The organism is Cupriavidus taiwanensis, assembly GCF_900250075.1.
Classification (GTDB): Bacteria; Pseudomonadota; Gammaproteobacteria; order Burkholderiales; family Burkholderiaceae; genus Cupriavidus; species Cupriavidus taiwanensis_C.
In genome coordinates, this window is record NZ_LT977071.1 from 1,862,167 (window position 1) to 1,879,800 (window position 17,634).

The 17,634-nt window shown below is 68.1% G+C and carries 13 protein-coding genes and 1 rRNA gene; 10 read left to right on the top strand and 4 right to left on the bottom strand.

Features of this window, described 5'->3' with window-relative positions; genetic code table 11:
* Positions 1 to 14: 14 nt before the first annotated feature.
* Together CBM2588_RS24760 and CBM2588_RS24765 are read right to left on the bottom strand one after the other, a co-directional pair.
* Positions 15 to 1,187 carry a DUF1624 domain-containing protein gene (locus CBM2588_RS24760; protein ID WP_115682945.1) on the bottom strand — a complete coding sequence of 391 codons (1,173 nt, stop codon included), beginning with the start codon at positions 1,185 to 1,187 and terminating at the stop codon, positions 15 to 17.
* Positions 1,188 to 1,196: 9 nt separating this feature from the next.
* A complete protein-coding gene (locus CBM2588_RS24765) occupies positions 1,197 to 3,368 on the bottom strand; it encodes a TonB-dependent siderophore receptor (protein ID WP_115682946.1) in 2,172 nt (723 codons plus the stop codon).
* A 99-nt stretch (positions 3,369 to 3,467) separates the two neighbouring features.
* Here CBM2588_RS24765 and CBM2588_RS24770 point away from each other — a divergent pair, with 99 nt between their 5' ends.
* Positions 3,468 to 3,890 carry a Fur family transcriptional regulator gene (locus tag CBM2588_RS24770; RefSeq protein ID WP_115682947.1) on the top strand — a complete coding sequence of 141 codons (423 nt, stop codon included), beginning with the start codon at positions 3,468 to 3,470 and terminating at the stop codon, positions 3,888 to 3,890.
* Positions 3,891 to 4,098: 208 nt separating this feature from the next.
* Complete coding sequence (locus CBM2588_RS24775; RefSeq protein WP_231942326.1) at positions 4,099 to 4,911, top strand: EamA family transporter; 813 nt, start codon at positions 4,099 to 4,101, stop codon at positions 4,909 to 4,911.
* A 19-nt stretch (positions 4,912 to 4,930) separates the two neighbouring features.
* Here the strand turns inward: CBM2588_RS24775 and CBM2588_RS24780 are convergent, their stop codons facing one another.
* Positions 4,931 to 5,512 (bottom strand): GNAT family N-acetyltransferase, encoded by a 582-nt coding sequence (locus CBM2588_RS24780; protein ID WP_115682949.1) that lies wholly within the window; start codon positions 5,510 to 5,512, stop codon positions 4,931 to 4,933.
* Positions 5,513 to 5,590: 78 nt separating this feature from the next.
* On the opposite strand from CBM2588_RS24780, the gene CBM2588_RS24785 reads away from it, so the two are divergent.
* The 8 genes from CBM2588_RS24785 (at position 5,591) to CBM2588_RS24820 (ending at position 17,340) form a co-directional block, all read left to right on the top strand.
* On the top strand, positions 5,591 to 6,067 hold the full coding sequence (locus CBM2588_RS24785) for a winged helix-turn-helix transcriptional regulator (RefSeq protein ID WP_115682950.1): 477 nt from the start codon (positions 5,591 to 5,593) through the stop codon (positions 6,065 to 6,067).
* A gap of 329 nt (positions 6,068 to 6,396) precedes the next feature.
* Positions 6,397 to 7,719 carry an MFS transporter gene (locus tag CBM2588_RS24790; protein ID WP_115682951.1) on the top strand — a complete coding sequence of 441 codons (1,323 nt, stop codon included), beginning with the start codon at positions 6,397 to 6,399 and terminating at the stop codon, positions 7,717 to 7,719.
* Positions 7,720 to 7,784: 65 nt separating this feature from the next.
* Entirely contained in the window at positions 7,785 to 10,346 is a 2,562-nt protein-coding gene (gene nirB, locus CBM2588_RS24795; protein WP_115682952.1) for a nitrite reductase large subunit NirB, read from the top strand.
* Positions 10,347 to 10,372: 26 nt separating this feature from the next.
* Positions 10,373 to 10,756 (top strand): nitrite reductase small subunit NirD, encoded by a 384-nt coding sequence (gene nirD, locus CBM2588_RS24800; protein WP_115682953.1) that lies wholly within the window; start codon positions 10,373 to 10,375, stop codon positions 10,754 to 10,756.
* A gap of 58 nt (positions 10,757 to 10,814) precedes the next feature.
* Positions 10,815 to 12,056, top strand: a complete 1,242-nt coding sequence (locus CBM2588_RS24805; RefSeq protein ID WP_115682954.1) for an NAD(P)/FAD-dependent oxidoreductase — start codon at positions 10,815 to 10,817, stop codon at positions 12,054 to 12,056.
* 40 nt (positions 12,057 to 12,096) lie between these two features.
* Positions 12,097 to 14,820, top strand: a complete 2,724-nt coding sequence (locus CBM2588_RS24810) for a nitrate reductase (RefSeq protein ID WP_115682955.1) — start codon at positions 12,097 to 12,099, stop codon at positions 14,818 to 14,820.
* 145 nt (positions 14,821 to 14,965) lie between these two features.
* The gene (locus CBM2588_RS24815) at positions 14,966 to 15,973 is read left to right on the top strand and encodes a tripartite tricarboxylate transporter substrate-binding protein (RefSeq protein WP_115682956.1); all 1,008 of its coding nucleotides are present in this window, start codon (positions 14,966 to 14,968) and stop codon (positions 15,971 to 15,973) included.
* A gap of 227 nt (positions 15,974 to 16,200) precedes the next feature.
* Positions 16,201 to 17,340, top strand: coding sequence for an MFS transporter (locus CBM2588_RS24820; RefSeq protein ID WP_115682957.1), 1,140 nt, complete (start codon positions 16,201 to 16,203; stop codon positions 17,338 to 17,340).
* Positions 17,341 to 17,432: 92 nt separating this feature from the next.
* Here the strand turns inward: CBM2588_RS24820 and rrf are convergent.
* Positions 17,433 to 17,545 (bottom strand): 5S ribosomal RNA (rrf, locus tag CBM2588_RS24825).
* Between the last annotated feature and the right edge of the window lie 89 nt (positions 17,546 to 17,634).

Sequence of the window (17,634 nt, forward strand, 5' to 3'; positions counted from 1 at the left end):
GCTCGCGGCGCTGGTCAGAAGTACTTCAGCCAGCGCCAGTCCCGCCGCGTCGCCTTCAGCACCGCGAACCAGCGCACCGCCGGCCACAGCAGCAGCGCCAGCACTGCTGCCGCCAGCCACAGCTGCCAGACATGGTCCAGGCCGAACACGCGGCCCTGGTTCAGGCCCCAGCGGTACACGCAAAGCTGGTACAGGCCCTGCAGCACATACAGGTGCAGCAGATAGAAGAACATCGGCACCGCGCCGAACACGGCCAGGCAACGCGCCGCCCGGCCAGCCTGCGCGCGCTCCAGCCACAGCAGCAGCAGGCAGCCGGTGCCCAGCGTCAGCAGCAGGAACAGCAGCGACGGCGGGTACTTGGTCACGTTGAGGAAGCTCATCGCGGTATGCAGGGCATCCGCGCCGGGCGTCCATTTCTGTTCCTGGCCGTAGCCGTTGAGCGCGCGCAGCCACGCAAACCCGGCCAGCCCGGCCAGGCCGCAGGCGGCCAGCCTCAGCTGGCGCGCGCGGGCAGGCATGGTCGCGGCAAACCACGGCCCCGCCGCATAGCCCAGCGCGATCACGCCGATCCACGGCAGCACCGGATATGAAGTGCGCACGCGCAGGCCATCGGCCACCTCGATCCAGGTACGGTCGTGCAGGATCGCCCAAGGTACGTGCCAAGCACTGTCAGCCGCAAAGTGCAGCGGATCCAGCAGGTTGTGCCCCGCCACCAGGGCAACGCCGGTGGCGACCAGCGCCGCGCGCGGCAGCCATGCCAGCGCGGCCAGCGCCATCATGCTCAGGCCGATGGCCCAGATCACCTGCAGGTAGATCACCTGCGGCGGCAAGCGCCAGGTCCAGGCAAAGCCCACCAGGGTCAGCTCCAGCAACACCAGGAACAGGCAGCGCCTGAGCAGGAAGCCGCTGACCGCGCGCCGGTCGTGCCCGGCGTTGCCGTAGAGCCAGGCCGACACGCCCGCCAGGGCGATGAACACCGGCGCGCACAGGTGGGCCAGCAGCCGCGAACAGAACAGCGCCGGCGAGGTCGCGGCGACATCCATCGGATCGGCGACCGGCACGTGCAGGAAGAACATGTCGCGCACATGGTCCAGCAGCATGATCAGGATCACCAGCCCGCGCAACGCATCGATGGAGAGCAGCCGGTGGGTCGGGCCCCGGGCAACCGCCAGTGGTGTCGGCATCATCGGTCCCCGTCAGTAGCTCAGCTGCACGCCCAGCCGCACGCTGCGGCCCGCGCCCGGCGCCACCCACAGGCTGCTGTACGAGCTGGCGTAATAGGTCTTGTCGAACAGGTTGCCCACGTTGAGCGACACGCGCACGTGCCGGCTGTATTGCCAGTAGCCGTGCAGGTCGACCAGCACGTAGGCGGGCAAGGAGAAGCTGTCCTGCACGTCGCCCGGGCGCCGTCCGACATAACGCAGGCCGGCGCCTGCGCCATAGCGCTGCCCGACCGGCGCCGCGTCCTCGTAAATCGCCAGCAGGCTGGCGCTGGTACGCGGCACGTTGGACAACGGCGTGCCGGGGGCCAGGCGGGTGTCCTGCGTGATCTCGGCATCGGTCAGCGCGAAGCTGCCCGAGACGCGCCAGTGCGTGCCGAGCTGCCCGGCCACGTCGAGCTCGACGCCGCGGCTGCGTGCTTCGCCGGCGGCGAGATAGAACGACGGATCGGCCGGGTCGGCGGCCAGCACATTGCGCTTGCGGATCTCGAACAGGGCCAGCGTGGCGCCGGTGCGGCGGTCGTCGCTGTCGAACTTGATGCCGGCCTCGAGCGCGCGGCCGCGCTCGGGTTCGAACGGCTGGCCGGCGGCGTCGCTGCCGGCATTGGGGCGGAACGACTGGCTGGCATTGGCGAACAGCGACAGGTTGTTGCTGGCCAGATAGCTCACGCCCACGCGCGGCGACACCGCGTTGTGGTGCTGCGTGGTGCGGGTGCCGCGCAGGTGGTCGTCCAGCGACTGGCTGAAGCTGTCGAAGCGCACGCCGGCCAGCACGCGCCAGCGCTCGCCCAGGCGCAGCTGGTCCTGCGCGTACGCGCCGACATTGTGCTGGCGCTCGTAGGTGTCCATGTTCCAGGCCAGCGGCGGCGCCGGCTGGCCATAGACCGGATCATAGATGTCGATCGCGTACGGTGCCGCGGCGCTGGGGTTTTTGCGCAGGATCGCCATGGTGTTGCCGAAGCGGTAGGCGTCGACCCCCAGCAGCAGTTCATGCCCGACCGGGCCGGTGCTGAACTTGCCGGTCACGCTGGCCTGCAGCGAGACATCGTCGGACTGGAAGTCGCGGTAGCGGTGCTGGCGCCAGAGCGTGCGGCCGTCGGCGGCGAGCGCGACGGCTTCGCTGGAATGCCCCGCCAGCGCGCCGCCGCGGTACGACAGGCCGAGCCTGCCCTGCCACCGCGGCGAAAACTGGTGCTCCACGCTGAGCTGGTGCGACTGGCTGTCCAGGCGCAGGCTGCCGTCGCCGGGCTCGCCCAGGAAGCGCGAGCGCGGGATGCGGCCCAGCTGGCCGTTGACGGCGACCACGCCGCGGTCCATCGGCGTGGTGTAGCGCTGGAATTCCGCCGCGTACTGCACGATGGTGTCGTTGCCGAGCATCCACGTGATCGACGGCGCGACCAGGTAGCGCTGACTGTGGATGAAGTCGCGGGTGCTGCCCTGGTGATCGGCCACCGCGATCAGCCGGCCGGCGATGTCTTCGCCCAGCGCGCCGGTGACGTCGGCGCTGGCGCGGTAGCCGTCGCGCGTGCCCAGCTCGAAGCCGTAGCGCTGCGCGGGCCGGAACTGCGGCTGGCGCGTGACCACGTTGAAGGTGCCGCCGGGCTCGCTGCTGCCGTACAGCGATGAGGTCGGGCCCTTGAGCACCTCGACGCGCTCGATGGTGGCCGCGTCCATCGGCGCGGTATAGCCGCGGTTGGCGGCGAAGCCGTTGACCAGGTAGCCGGCGCCGGTGTTCTCGTTGCCGGTGAAGCCGCGCATGGCAAAGTTGTCCCACAGCCCGCCGAAGTTGTTCTGGCGCGCTACGCCACTGACATAGTCGAAGGTCTGGTCGAAGCGGGTCGCGGCAAGGTCGTCGAGCATGGCGCGCGGCACCACGCGCACCGACTGCGGGATCTCGCGCAGCGGCGTGTCGGTGCGGGTCGCGCCCGAGGCGTCGGGCGGGTTGTATGATGCGGTGGCCGTACCGGTCACCGACACCGCCGGCAGCGTAATATCGGAGGCCTGCGCGGGATCCGCCGCATCGGCCAGGCCGGACATCGCCAGCATCAGCGCGGCCAGTGGCCGCCGCGCGGGTACTGGCCGGAATACCACGCGCAGGAAGGAAAGCGGCACCGGATGCCGGGTACGGCTGGGCTGCGCAAGCAGCATAAGGAACACCCCGAAAAAAACGAGTCGCCGCGGCGGCCATCCGACTGGCAAACCGCGGCGACTCACTAATGATAATAGATTCTCACTAAGATTCTAGGCATGGAACGCATGACCCGTCAACGCGGCGCCGTGATCGACGCGCTGCGCGAAGCCGGCCGGCCGCTGAGCCCGGCCGAGATCCTGGCCGCGGCGCAGCGCCAGGTGCCGTCCCTGGGCCTGGCCACGGTCTATCGCAATCTCCGCGCCCTGCTCGACGATGCGCAGGTGCACGCGGTGGAATTGCCCGGCCAGGCCGACCGTTATGAACTGGCGGAAGAACCTGGCGCGGTGACGCACCGCCACTATTTCCAGTGCCTGACGTGCGACCGCGTGTTCCCGCTGGAAGGATGTCCCGGCCACCTGGAAGAGATCACGCCGCCGGGCTTCGTGGTGGAGCACCACGAACTGACGCTGCTGGGGCGCTGCCCGGATTGCGCCGCCAAGCCCGGCAAGCGGCGCAAGGCCGCGGCGCGGGAGCACTGAGCCGCAGCAGGGGCCGGTCCGCGGCCGCGCGCGGCGCAACTATACTGAGCCGCCTGCGCGCACCTGTATATGGCATCCGCGCCGCGCATGCCGCATGATGCGGCAGCATTCGCACCGGCCACCAACCTCGATACAGGACCCGACCTTGCAGCACGCCACCGCCCACCGCCACTCGACCCTGATTGCCGTACTGGCCCTGACCGGCTCGATGGCCTCGCTGTGCATCGGCACCTCGTTTGCCAAGAGCCTGTTCTCGGCGCTGGGCGCGCAGGGCACCACGGCGCTACGGGTCAGCTTTTCCGCGCTGATCCTGCTGTGCGTCTGGCGCCCGTGGCGCATGCCGCTGACGCGCGCCAACGCGCGCGCGATCGCGCTGTACGGCGCAGCGCTGGGCGCCACCAACCTGCTGTTCTACATGTCGCTGCGGACCATTCCGCTGGGGCTGGCGATCGCGATCGAGTTCACCGGGCCGCTGGCGGTGGCGGTGCTGTCGTCGCGGCGCGCGATCGATTTTCTGTGGATTGCGTTCGCGGTGACCGGGCTGCTGCTGTTGCTTCCGGTCGGCGATGCCGCCGGCACGCTGGATCCGGTCGGGATCGGCTATGCGTTGGCCGCGGGCGTGGGCTGGGCGCTGTATATCGTGTTCGGGCAGATGGCCGGCAACGCCCACGGCGGGCAGGCGACCTCGCTGGGGCTTACCATGGCGGCGCTGGTGGTGCTGCCGTTCGGCCTGGCGCACGCGGGCACCGCGATGTTCAGCCCGACCCTGCTGCTGTTCGGGCTGGCGGTCGGCATCCTGTCGAGCGCGATTCCCTATTCGCTCGAGATGGTCGCGCTCAAGCGCCTGCACCGGCGCACCTTCGGCATCCTGCTGAGCATGGAGCCGGCCATGGGCGCGCTCGCCGGGCTGGTGTTCCTGCATGAGCAACTGAGCACGGTGCAGTGGCTGGCGATCGCCAGCATCATCACGGCCTCGGTCGGCTGTACCATGACTTCGCGCGGCAAGCGCGAAGCCGGCTGAGGCTTTAGCGCGCGGCAGCTCAGCGCGCGCTGAACCAGTCCGCCGGCAACCGTTGCGCGCTGCGCGCCGGCTGCGCCAGCGCCAGCGAGACTTCATGCAGGAAGCTGTCCTGCGGATTGCGGCGGCTGGCAAAGCCCAGCCCCTTCAGGATCGCCAGCATGCGCCGGTTCTCGCTGAGCACGTCGCCGCGCAGGCCGTGCAGCCCGGCCGCACGCGCCAGCTCGCACAGCCTGGCGATCAGGCGCCGGCCCAGCCCCTGCCCCTGCCAGGTGTCGGCCACCACCACCGCGAACTCGGCAATCTGGCCGGAGACGACATATTCGGCGCTGGCGACGATGGTCTGGCTGCCGTCTTCACCGGGAGCGACCACGACCAGCGCCACGCCACCGTCTCCGGGCGCGGCCAGGCCGGCGACGATTTCATCGATCACGCGCCCGCCAGTCAGGAAGCGGAAGTAGCGGCTTTCCCGCGACAGCGCGTCCACCATCGCGCGCAGTGCCGCGCCATCCTGAACCCCGGTGCGGCGCAGCGTCACCTGCGTGCCCCGTCTCGTCGTCCAGCTTTCCGTCACGCCGCCGCGCGCCAAGCCCTGTAGATCCATGCTGCCACCACCTGAATTCACAATCTGTAGCCAGAGTATAGGAGATAGCCTGACTTTTGCAAATGAAGTCAGCATGCTATGCTTCACGGCATCATGAGCACCACCGCGTCCGATCTCCGCCATTGCTCGATCGCCTCCACGCTGTCGCTGATAGGCGAAAAGTGGACGATCCTGATCCTGCGCGACGTTTTCCACGGCGTGACGCGCTTCGACGACTTCCTGCGCCGGCTGGAATGTTCGCCCGCGGTGCTGTCGGCGCGGCTCAAGACGCTGACCGATGCCGGCCTGCTGCGCAAGGTCGGCTACCGCGAACCCGGCGAGCGCGAGCGCTTCGAGTACCGCCCCACCCGTGCCGCGGTCGAACTGCTGCCGGTGCTGGTCGGGCTGATGCAATGGGGCGACTGCCACATGGCGCCCGACGGCGGCCCGGTCGAGGTCCGCTCGCGCGCGAATGGCAAACTGGTGCGCGCCGCGTTGGTCGACGAGGACGGCGCCGAGGTGTCGCCGCGCGACATGCAGATCATTCCGGTGCGAAAGCCCGCCGGCGGCGGCTAACGCCAAAGCCTTCCTTGCCGCCGGTGCCGCACCGCACCAGCGCAGTCCACCGCACTGCACCATTAGCGTGCCGCGCGCTCACCGCCCGCCCCACCACAGCGCATCCAAAGCGCTTGCGCTCCCGCCGTCCGGCCGTCAGACGCCATTGCCCGTCACATAACGGGCTGGCACACCCCTTGCGTAATTGGGTCCGGGCCCGTCAACGGCGACCGGCCCACCCCCACATACACAGCCCCTATCCCTTGTAGTGGCTGTCAGGACAACGGCGTCCCCTGAACCGGCTTCACGGCCGGTTTGCGGGACGCCATTTGTTTTTGGAGCAAGTGACGATGACCGGCAAAGCCACCCGCATCGAGCTGCTGAGCTTGAGCACTCCGCAGATGCGCGCCTTCCACCTGACCTGGATGGCGTTCTTCGTGTGTTTCTTCGCGTGGTTTGCCTGCGCGCCGCTGATGCCAGTGCTCAAGGGCGAGTTCGGCCTCAGCGCCGGCCAGATCGCCAACATCAATATCGCCGCGGTCGCGGTGACGATCCTGGTGCGCCTGGTGATCGGCCCGATGTGCGACCGCTTTGGCCCGCGCAAGACCTACACCGGGCTGCTGGCGCTGGGCGCGCTGCCGGTGCTGGGCGTGGCGCTGGCGCAGAACTACGAGACCTTCCTGGTGTTCCGCCTGCTGATCGGCGCGGTCGGCGCCAGCTTCGTGATCACGCAGTACCACACCTCGGTGATGTTCGCGCCCAACGTGGTCGGCACCGCCAACGCAACCACGGCCGGCTGGGGCAATGCCGGCGGTGGCGCCGCGCAGGCGCTGATGCCACTGGTGCTGGCCGCGGTGCTGATGACGGGCGCGGACCACGCCTTCGGCTGGCGCATCGCGCTGCTGGTGCCGGGCGTGCTGATGCTGGTGATGGCCGTCGTCTACTACCGCTTCACTCAGGACTGCCCGGAAGGCAACTACTCGGAGCTGCGCGCGCGCGGCATCGAGATCAGCGGCAAGGATGGCGGCAAGGGTGGCGGTGGCTGGGCCAGCTTCCGCGCCGCCAGCGCCAACTACCGCGTGTGGCTGCTGTTCATCACCTACGGCGCCTGCTTCGGTGTCGAGATCTTCATCCACAACATCGCCGCGATGTACTACGTCGACCGCTTTGGCCTGAGCCTGAAGGCCGCCGGCATGGCCGCCGCGAGCTTTGGCCTGCTGGCGCTGTTTGCGCGCGCGCTGGGCGGCTGGCTGTCGGACAAGGCGGCGCGCCGGCGCGGCCTGGATGCGCGCGCCACGCTGCTGTTCGCGCTGATCCTGGGCGAAGGCCTGGGCCTGCTGTGGTTCGCGCAGGCCGGCAACGTGGCGCTTGCGGTGGTGGCGATGCTGATGTTCGGCCTGTTCACCCACATGGCCTGCGGCGCCACCTATGCGCTGGTGCCCTTTATCGACCGCAAGGCGCTGGGCGGCGTGGCCGGCATCATCGGCGCGGGCGGCAACGTCGGCGCGGTGGCCGCGGGCTTCCTGCTCAAGGGCCTGGGCAACGTGCAGCAGACCCTGACGGTGCTGGGCGTGCTGGCCACCATCGCGGCGCTGTGCGCCATCGCCATCCGCTTCAGCGCCGAGCACAAGGCGCGCGAGCAGGCGCTTTACGACAGCGCGCTGGCCAACTGATTCCCAGGCATCGCCCCACCGCAACATCAAGCAGCAAAGACTGACTACCGGACAAGGAAAGCATCATGAAACTGATCATCGTCGGCCACGGCATGGTGGGTCACAAGTTCCTGGAAGCGCTGGCGGAAGCCGGTGCGGAAAACCTGGAAGTGACCGTGCTGTGCGAAGAACCGCGTCCCGCCTACGATCGCGTGCACCTGTCCGAGTTCTTCTCCGGCAAGTCGGCGGAAGACCTGTCGCTGGTGCCGGCGGGCTTCTTCGAGCAGCACGACAACATGCTGCTGCGCCTGAACGCGCGTGCGGTGGAGATCGACCGCGCCGCGCGCACGGTCAAGGTCTCCACCGGCGAGACCCTGTCCTATGACAAGCTGATCCTCGCCACCGGCTCCTATCCGTTCGTGCCGCCGGTGCCGGGCAAGGACCGCAAGGACTGCTTCGTCTATCGCACCATCGAAGACCTGGAAGCGATGCAGGAATGCGGCGCGCGCTCGAAGACCGGCGTGGTCGTCGGCGGCGGCCTGCTTGGCCTCGAATGCGCCAAGGCGCTGCGCGACATGGGCCTGCAGACGCATGTGGTCGAGTTTGCGCCGCGCCTGATGGCGGTGCAGGTCGACGAAGGCGGCGGCCGCATGCTGCGCCAGAAGATCGCGGGCCTGGGCGTGACCGCGCACACCGGCAAGAACACCGTCGAGATCGTCGACGGCGAGGACGGCACCCATCGCATGGTGTTCGCCGACGGCACCCATCTGGACACCGACATGATCGTGTTCTCCGCCGGCATCCGCCCGCGCGATGAACTGGCGCGCGCGTGCGGCCTGGAAGTCGGTGCGCGCGGCGGCATCGCGGTGGACAACAACTGCCGCACCTCCGACCCGGACATCTACGCCATCGGCGAATGCGCGCTGTGGGACGGCAAGATCTACGGCCTGGTGGCCCCCGGCTACGACATGGCCCGCGTGGCCGCGCGCCACCTGCGTGGCGAGGCGGCCGAGTTCGGCGGCGCCGACATGAGCACCAAGCTCAAGCTGATGGGGGTCGACGTGGCCAGCATCGGCGACCCGCACGGCACCGTGCCGGGCGCGCGCATCTACCAGTTCAGCGACGATCGCAAGGAGGTCTACAAGAAGCTGGTGGTGTCCGATTGCGGCAAGTACCTGCTGGGCGGCGTGCTGATCGGCGATGCCAGCGAATACGGCACGCTGCTGCAGATGATGCTGAACAGGATCGAACTGCCCGAGTCGCCCGAGTTCCTGATCCTGCCCGACAGCACCGGCAAGGCCCGCCCGGCGCTGGGCGCCGATGCCCTGCCCGACACCGCGCAGATCTGCTCGTGCAACAACGTATCGAAGGGCGAGATCTGCGCCGCCGTCTGCGATGGCTCGACCAGCATCGGCGCGCTCAAAAGCTGCACCAGGGCCGGCACGGCCTGCGGCGGCTGCGTGCCGCTGGTGACGCAGATCATGAAGGCCGAGATGAAGAAGCAAGGGATGGCGGTCAACAACCATCTCTGCGAGCACTTCCCGTTCTCGCGCCAGGAGCTCTACCACCTGGTGCGCGTGGGCAAGTTCATGACTTTCGACGCGCTGCTGGAAGCGCACGGCAACGGCCTGGGCTGCGATATCTGCAAGCCCACCGTCGGCAGCATCCTGGCCTCGTGCTGGAACGAGTTCGTGCTGAAAGAAGAGCACGCCAGCCTGCAGGACTCCAACGATTACTACCTGGCCAACATCCAGAAGGACGGCACCTACTCGGTGGTGCCGCGCATGCCGGGTGGCGAGGTCACGCCCGAAGGCCTTATCGCCGTGGGCCAGGTCGCGAAGAAGTATGGCCTCTACACCAAGATCACCGGCGGCCAGCGCGTGGACCTGTTCGGTGCGCGTGCCGAGGAACTGCCCTACATCTGGGAAGAGCTGATCGCCGCCGGCTTTGAGTCCGGGCATGCCTACGGCAAGGCGCTGCGCACGGTGAAGTCGTGCGTGGGCTCGACCTGGTGCCGCTATGGCGTGGGCGATTCGGTCGGCCTCGCGATCGAACTGGAAAACCGCTACAAGGGCCTGCGCGCGCCGCACAAGATCAAGTTCGGCGTATCGGGCTGCACGCGCGAGTGCGCCGAGGCGCAAGGCAAGGACGTCGGCGTGATCGCCACCGACAAGGGCTGGAACCTGTACGTCTGCGGCAACGGCGGCATGAAGCCGCGCCACGCCGAACTGCTGGCGAGCGATCTCGACCACGACACGCTGGTGCGCTACATCGACCGCTTCCTGATGTTCTATGTGCGCACCGCCGACCGCCTGCAGCGCACCAGCGTCTGGCGCGACAACCTGGAAGGCGGCCTGGACTACCTGAAGGCCGTGGTGCTCGACGACAAGCTGGGCATTGCAGACGAGCTGGAAGCCGAGATGCAGCACGTGGTCGACACCTATGAAGACGAGTGGAAGAAGGCCGTGACCGACCCCGAGACGCGCAAGCGCTTCCGCCATTTCGTCAACAGCGACCGCCGCGACGACAACCTGGTCTTCATCGAAGAGCGCGGCCAGATCCGCCCGGCCACGCCGGAGGAACGGAAATTGCAGCGCTCCCGGCTGAGCCACATTCCCGTGGTGTCCATGCCCGCGAAAGCCGCCTGACCGTGCCAGCAACCAAGGAGAACGTGATGAGCCATCCCCACCATGCCGAAACCTGGACCGCCATCTGCACCGTACGCGATATCGTGCCCAATACTGGTGTGTGCGCGCTGGTCGATGACCGGCAGGTCGCCGTCTTCCGCATCGGCCGCGGCGACGAGGTCTACGCCATCGACAACTTCGATCCCAACGCGCAGGCCGCGGTGCTGTCGCGCGGGCTGGTGGGCAACCTTGGCGAGCGCCTGGTGGTGGCGTCGCCGATCTACAAGCACCACTTCGATCTGCGCACCGGCGAATGCCTGGAGGCACCTGAACAGTCGGTCAACGCCTACGCCGCGCGCGTCTATGACGGCAAGGTGTGGATCGCCGCCGCCGCGGCCGTGCGCGAGGCCGAGGAAGAACTCGCCGCCTGAGCCTCGGCTCCGATCGATGCTGCCCTTGCCTACCTGCCCTGCCCACGGAGATGCCGGCATGACGCCTTCCGCCAATCCCCAAGCCCGGCCGCGCCTGGTCGTCGTCGGCAACGGCATGGCCGGCATGCGCACGGTCGAGGAACTGCTCAAGCTCGCTCCGGACCTGTACGACATCACGGTGTTCGGTGCCGAGCCGCACGGCAACTACAACCGCATCCTGCTGTCGCCGGTGCTGGCGGGCGAGAAGACAGTGGCGGACATCATGCTCAACACGCGCGAGTGGTACGAAGAGAACGGCATCGAGCTGCTCGCCGGCGATCCGGTGGTATCGGTCGACCGGCCGCGCCGCGTGGTCCGTTCCGCCTCAGGACGCGAGGTGCGCTATGACCGCCTGCTGCTGGCCACCGGCTCCAGGCCGTTCATCATTCCGGTGCCGGGACACCAGCTCGAAGGCGTGATCGCATTCCGCGACATCCAGGACGTCGAGACCATGCTGGATGCCTCGCGCAACCACCGCCATGCGGTGGTGATCGGCGGCGGCCTGCTCGGGCTGGAGGCGGCCAACGGCCTGCTGCGCCAGGGCATGGACGTGACCGTGGTGCACCTGGCCGACTGCCTGATGGAGCGCCAGCTCGACAAGCCCGCCGCCACGCTGCTCAAGGGCGCGCTGGAACGCAAGGGCCTGCGCTTCCTGCTGAGCGCGCAGACCGCGGAAATTCTCGGCACCGGGCGCGTCACCGGCGTGCGCTTCAAGGACGGCAGCGAGATCCCCGCCGACCTGGTGGTAATGACCGCCGGCGTGCGCCCCAACATCGAACTGGCCGCAGGCGCCGGCCTGCATTGCGAGCGCGCCATCGTCGTCGACGACACGCTGCAGACCTACGATCCGCGCATCTATGCCGTCGGCGAGTGCGTGCAGCATCGCCAGGCCACCTTCGGGCTGGTGGCGCCGATCTGGGACCAGGCGCGCGTTTGCGCGGCCCATCTCGCCGGTGCCGGCCATCGCCGCTACGTGCAGCAGGCCACTGCGACCAAACTGAAAGTGACTGGCGTCGACCTGTACTCCGCTGGCGACTTCATCGGCGGCGAAGGCAGCGAAGACCTTGTGCTGCGCGACGCGCGCCGCGGCGTCTACAAGCGCCTGGTACTGCAGGACGGGCGCCTGGTCGGCGCCGTGCTGTACGGCGACGTGCAGGACGGCGCCTGGTATTTCGAGCTGATCCAGCAACGCACGCCGGTGGCCGCGCTGCGCCAGCGCCTGCTGTTCGGCAAGGCGCAGTGCGAAGCGCTCGCTGCCTAGCATCACCCCAAGCCATATAACGCCCCCGCACGGAGAACGCGTGAACCTGTCCGACATCCCGGTTGTCTCTGCAACCCTGACCACTACCACCGCCACGACCTGCCCGTACTGCGGCGTCGGCTGCGGCGTGCGTGCCACGGTGCGCGCCGGCGGCCAGGTCGAGATCGCGGGCGACGCGCAACATCCGTCCAACCAGGGCCGGCTCTGCGTCAAGGGCTCGGCGCTGGGCGAAACGGTCGACCTGGAAGGCCGCCTGCTCCATCCCAAGCTGCGCGATGCCGAGGGCCGCTTGCAGCAGGTGTCATGGGACCGTGCACTCGGCACCGTGGCGCAGGGCTTCACCGACATCATCCGCCGCCATGGTCCGGATTCGGTCGCGCTCTACGTCTCGGGCCAGTTGCTGACCGAGGACTACTACGTCGCCAACAAGCTGATGAAGGGCTTCATCGGCAGCGCCAATATCGACACCAACTCGCGCCTGTGCATGTCGTCGGCCGTCGCCGGCCACAAGCGCGCCTTCGGCGAAGACCTGGTGCCGGGCAACTACGAAGACCTGGAACTGGCCGACCTGGTGGTGCTGGTGGGCTCCAACACCGCGTGGTGCCACCCGATCCTGTTCCAGCGCCTGTCCCGGGCCAAGGAAGCGCGCCCGGAGATGAAGATCGTGGCGATCGACCCGCGCCGCACTGCCACCTGCGAGCTGGCCGACCTGCACCTGGCGCTCCGCCCGGGCACCGACGTGTGGCTGTTCAACGGGCTGCTGAGCTACCTCGCGCGTGAAGGGCACGCCAACGCCGCCTTTGTCGGCGCCAGCACCGCGGGACTGGACGAAGCCCTGCAGGCCGCTGACGCCGCCTGCGCCGATCCTGCTGCGGTGGCCCGCGCCTGCAAGCTGAACCTGCAGGACGTGCTGGACTTCTACGCACTGTTCGCGCAGACCGAGAAGACCGTGACCGCCTTCTCGCAGGGCGTCAACCAGTCGTCGGCCGGCACCGACAAGGTCAACAGCATCATCAACTGCCACCTGCTCACCGGCCGTATCGGGCAGCCGGGCATGGGCCCGTTCTCGCTGACCGGCCAGCCCAACGCGATGGGCGGGCGCGAGGTCGGCGGCCTGGCCAACATGCTGGCCGCGCACATGGAACTGGCCAACCCGCTGCATCGCGAGGTGGTGCAAGGTTTCTGGCAATCGCCGGCGGTGGCCGATCGCCCCGGACTGAAGGCCGTGGAGCTGTTCGAGGCCATCGAAGCCGGCCGCGTCAAGGCGGTCTGGGTGATCGCCACCAACCCGGTGGTGAGCCTGCCCGACGCCGACCAAGTGCGCCGCGCGCTGGCCAGGTGCGAGCTGGTGGTCAGCAGCGACATCATCGAGTGCACCGACACCAACGCCGCCGCGCATGTGCTGCTGCCCGCGCTGGGCTGGGGCGAGAAGGACGGCACCGTGACCAACTCGGAGCGGCGCATTTCGCGCCAGCGCGCCTTCCTGCCGGCACCGGGCGAAGCGCGCGCGGACTGGGACATCCTGTGCGAGGTGGCACGCCGCATGGGCTTCAGCGGCTTCGACTATACCGGGCCGCACCAGATCTTCGACGAACACGCGCGCCTGAGCGCATGGCGCAATGATGACGCCCCACGCGCGTTCGATATCGGCGGGCTGGCCGGCCTGGACCGGGTGCGCTATGACGCGCTGGAACCGGTGCAGTGGCCCGTGCCCGCGCAAGGCACACAGGACGCCCACCGACTGTTCGGCGATGGCCGCTACGCCCATGCCGACGGCCGTGCCCGCTTTGTCGCCACGCCGCCGCGCGCGCCGGCCCACGCGCCCGACGACGACTTCCCGCTGATCCTGAACACCGGCCGCGTGCGCGACCAGTGGCACACCATGACGCGCACCGGCAAGTCGGCCAAGCTGGCCGACCATCTGCCCGAGCCCTTTGTCGACATGCACCCGCAGGACGCGCTGCTGTGCGGCGTGGGCGAAGGCAAGCTCGCGCGCGTCAGCACGCGCTGGGGCGCGATGGTCGCGCGCGTGCGGCATGGCGGCGGCATTCCGCGCGGCAGCGTATTCGTCCCGATCCACTGGAACGGACAATTCAGCTCCGACGCGCGCGTCGGCGCGCTGGTCAATCCGGTGGTCGATCCTGTTTCCGGCGAACCCGAGTTCAAGCACACGCCGGTGCGGGTCGAGCCGTTCGGCGTGCACTGGCATGGCTTCATGCTAAGCCGCCGCGCGCTGCCGGCCGAAGCGCTGACCTACTGGACGCGGGTGCAGGGCCGCCAGTTCCAGCGCTATGAATTTGCCGGCCGCGACACCGTCGCCGACCGCACCGCCTGGGCCCGCACGCTGCTTGGCGTAACCGACCCGGACGCCGACTGGCTGGAATACGAGGACCGCGCCGCGGGCGTGTACCACGCGGGCCATGTCGTCGACGACCGGCTCGAGGCCTGCGTCTATGTCTCGACACGTCCGGAGCTGCCATCGCGCGCCTGGCTCGCCGGCCTGTTCGGGCGCGAGCGGCTGGAAGACACCGACCGCATCGGGCTGCTGCTCGGACAGCCGATGGAGAAAGGCGCCGACACCGGCCCGACGGTGTGCTCGTGCTTCGGCGTCGGGCGCAACACCATCTGCGATGCCGTGCGCAAGCACGACCTGAAAACGCCCGCGGAGATCACGGCCTGCGTCAAGGCCGGTGGCAACTGCGGCTCGTGCGTGCCGGAGCTGAAAAAGCTGCTGGTGGAGGTGCGCGTGGCCGAAGCGGCCTGATCTTTTACCAGGCTGATCTTTCACCATGCATTAGGCATCCTTCACGAGAACCAGATTGCTGTCGCCGCGGCTTGCCGCCATGCTAGCCGCGCAACCCTGACAAGCCGCCCCGGACCCACGGCGCGGCACCTATCTGGAGACAGCAATGAAGGATGCGAAGTATCGGCTCGCCGGGCCGCGATGGCTGGCGGGCATGCTGGTAACGGCTTCTGCGATGGCAGGCGCCTCGGGCGCGGCAGCGGCCGATGCCTATCCGGCCAAGCCGATCACCCTGGTCGTGCCCTACTCCGCCGGCGGCCCGACCGATGTCGTCGCGCGCACGCTGGCCCAAGCGATGTCGCAAGACCTTGGCCAGAGCATCGTGGTGGAAAACCGCACCGGTGCCGGCGGCACCGTGGCGGCGGCCTTCGTCGCCCGCGCGCAGGCCGATGGCTATACGCTGCTGATCCACCACAACGGCATGGCGACCGCGCCGGCGCTGTACAAGAAGCTGTCGTATGCGCCGCTGAAGGATTTCGAGTATGTCGGCCAGGTGGCGGACGTGCCGATGACGCTGATGGGCCGCAAGGACCTGCCGGCGAAGACGGTGCCGGAACTGATCCAGTACGTGACGCAAAACAAGGAGAAGGTGTCGCTGGCCAATGCCGGCCTGGGTGCCGTGTCCCAGCTGTGCGGGCTGTTGTTCGAACAATCGGTGCACGTGAAGCTGAACGCCATCCCCTACCAGGGCGCGGGCCCCGCGCTGACCGCGCTGCTGGGCGGCCAGGTCGACCTGCTGTGCGACCAGACCACGGCCACCCTGCCGCATATCCAGGCCGATCGCGTGCGCCTGTTCGGCGTCACCACGCCGGCACGGATCAAGGCGCTGCCGCAGGCCCCGACGTTGCAGGAAGGCGGGCTGAAAGGCTTTGACGTCAAGGTATGGCACGGCATCTACGCGCCCAGGGGCACCCCGCCGGCTGCCGTCGAACGCCTCACCAAGGCATTGCAAAAAGGGCTGAAGGATCCGACCGTGATCAAGAAGCTGGACGGACTCGGCGCGGAAATTGTTCCGGTCGACAAGCAAACGCCGGAAGGCCTGCGGACGCTGCTGAAGGCGGAAAGCGACAAGTGGCAGCCGCTGCTGAAGTCGATGAAGGTAGAGGCCGACTAAGCCCACGCTCCTTTCCCGGCGATACGCTAGAATTTTCCATCTTCCGGGCGGACCTTCCTGGTCCGCCCATCCCGCCTGACCGGTGCCCCGCGCACCGCTTCTGTCTGCGCCCGACTCTGCGGCGCCGCTCAATTCCCCGATTTAGCTGGCTTTAGCCCTCGATGCCGTTGCGTTGCGCCGTCACGACGCGCGTTTCGGCTATCCGTCATCTCACCCCGGAGTTTCCGATGCCATCGCCGTTCCTTCTGCCCGTCCTGGCCCTTGCCGTCTGCATGGTCGGAGCCGCGGAGTTCATGCTCGCCCCGATGCTGGCCCCGCTCGCATCGACCTTCCACACATCCCCGGCGCATTCCTCGGGACTGGTCTCGGCCTATGCCCTGTCGTACGCCGCGGCGGCACCGTTGATGGGCTGGCTCTCGGATCGCGCCGGACGGCGCCGGGTGCTGCTCGTTGCCACGCTGCTGTTCGCCGCCGATAGCATTGCGCTGACGCTGGTGCCGACACTGCACGCCGCCATGGCCCTGCGGATACTTGGCGGCCTCGCCGCGGCCGCAACAATCCCCACCGTCTTCGCCCTGATCGCCGATCGGATACCACCAGCAAAGCAGGCAGGCGCCATGGGCAGCGTCATGCTCGGTATGACCGCGGGGATCGCGGCTGGGCCCGCCGTGGCCGGTTTGCTGACAGAAGCCTGGGGCTGGCGCACGCCGTTTCTGTTGATCGCCGGGAGCTGCCTTGTGGCCTTCGGCGCGGGCTGGTGTGTAATTCCGCACGATCGGCCAAGCGCCTGCACGATTAAGGAATCTTCCATCAAAAAGGCAGGCGCCGGTATCTTCTGCCTTCTGCTTGCAAAAGGCGCCTGGAATGGCAGCGCAGTGGCGGGCTATGTTTTTGCGGGAGAAGTGCTGCGAATGCGATATGGGCTCGAGGTAGGAGCCGTCGGCGTTGCCGTCTCCGTATTCGGTCTGGGTCTGGGAGTCGGCAATATGCTGGCGGGACATTGCAGCCGGCGTTACCAGCGCGAAGAAAACATCCTGGTTCTCGCTACCGTGGTGATCGCCTGCTCCATGACATTATTCCTGACGGCCGCGACCGGGCTGCCGGTGGCGCTGGGATGCCTGCTGGTCTGGGGAGCGGCGCTGGGTATCGCGGCACCTGCCAGCACCGCCATCCTTGCGCAGCGTGCGGGCGCAAACAAAGGAAAGGTGTTGGCGGCGTCGGAAAGCGTCAATAACGTGGCCGTACTGATGCTGTTGCCGGTCGCTGCAAGCGCGTCGGCGACGTCCCTGATCACGCCTGCCGCGGCTTTGCTGGGCGGGATCTGTCTGGCTGGGGCCATCGGGAGTGCCACGGTACGGCGTCGTTAGCTCCAGCAAGAAAATGCGAGCGCAGCATTTTGGCCGCGCCAAAGACAAAACCCCTCGCAGCACACGCTGTCGAGGGGTTTTGCAGTATAAGAGCCTGGCGATGACCTACTTTCACACGGGAATCCGCACTATCATCGGCGCGGAGCTGTTTCACGGTCCTGTTCGGGATGGGAAGGGGTGGTTCCAGCTCGCTATGGTCACCAGGCATGAGGGGTTGTGGCGCTGTCGGATTGGGACAGCGTCACGAATCGGGATGTAGTTGGGGTTGTGTGTATCGAGGCACAAGGCGATCAA

What these genes read in the sequence shown, in the direction of transcription:
- CBM2588_RS24765 (WP_115682946.1), bottom strand. Translation starts at nt 3,368, where the DNA reads ATGCTGCTTGCGCAGCCCAGCCGTACCCGGCATCCGGTGCCGCTTTCC.
- CBM2588_RS24760 (WP_115682945.1), bottom strand. Translation starts at nt 1,187, where the DNA reads ATGATGCCGACACCACTGGCGGTTGCCCGGGGCCCGACCCACCGGCTG.
- CBM2588_RS24780 (WP_115682949.1), bottom strand. Translation starts at nt 5,512, where the DNA reads ATGGATCTACAGGGCTTGGCGCGCGGCGGCGTGACGGAAAGCTGGACG.
- CBM2588_RS24770 (WP_115682947.1), top strand. Translation starts at nt 3,468, where the DNA reads ATGGAACGCATGACCCGTCAACGCGGCGCCGTGATCGACGCGCTGCGC.
- CBM2588_RS24815 (WP_115682956.1), top strand. Translation starts at nt 14,966, where the DNA reads ATGAAGGATGCGAAGTATCGGCTCGCCGGGCCGCGATGGCTGGCGGGC.
- CBM2588_RS24820 (WP_115682957.1), top strand. Translation starts at nt 16,201, where the DNA reads ATGCCATCGCCGTTCCTTCTGCCCGTCCTGGCCCTTGCCGTCTGCATG.
- CBM2588_RS24790 (WP_115682951.1), top strand. Translation starts at nt 6,397, where the DNA reads ATGACCGGCAAAGCCACCCGCATCGAGCTGCTGAGCTTGAGCACTCCG.
- CBM2588_RS24785 (WP_115682950.1), top strand. Translation starts at nt 5,591, where the DNA reads ATGCTTCACGGCATCATGAGCACCACCGCGTCCGATCTCCGCCATTGC.
- nirB (WP_115682952.1), top strand. Translation starts at nt 7,785, where the DNA reads ATGAAACTGATCATCGTCGGCCACGGCATGGTGGGTCACAAGTTCCTG.
- CBM2588_RS24775 (WP_231942326.1), top strand. Translation starts at nt 4,099, where the DNA reads ATGGCCTCGCTGTGCATCGGCACCTCGTTTGCCAAGAGCCTGTTCTCG.
- nirD (WP_115682953.1), top strand. Translation starts at nt 10,373, where the DNA reads ATGAGCCATCCCCACCATGCCGAAACCTGGACCGCCATCTGCACCGTA.
- CBM2588_RS24805 (WP_115682954.1), top strand. Translation starts at nt 10,815, where the DNA reads ATGACGCCTTCCGCCAATCCCCAAGCCCGGCCGCGCCTGGTCGTCGTC.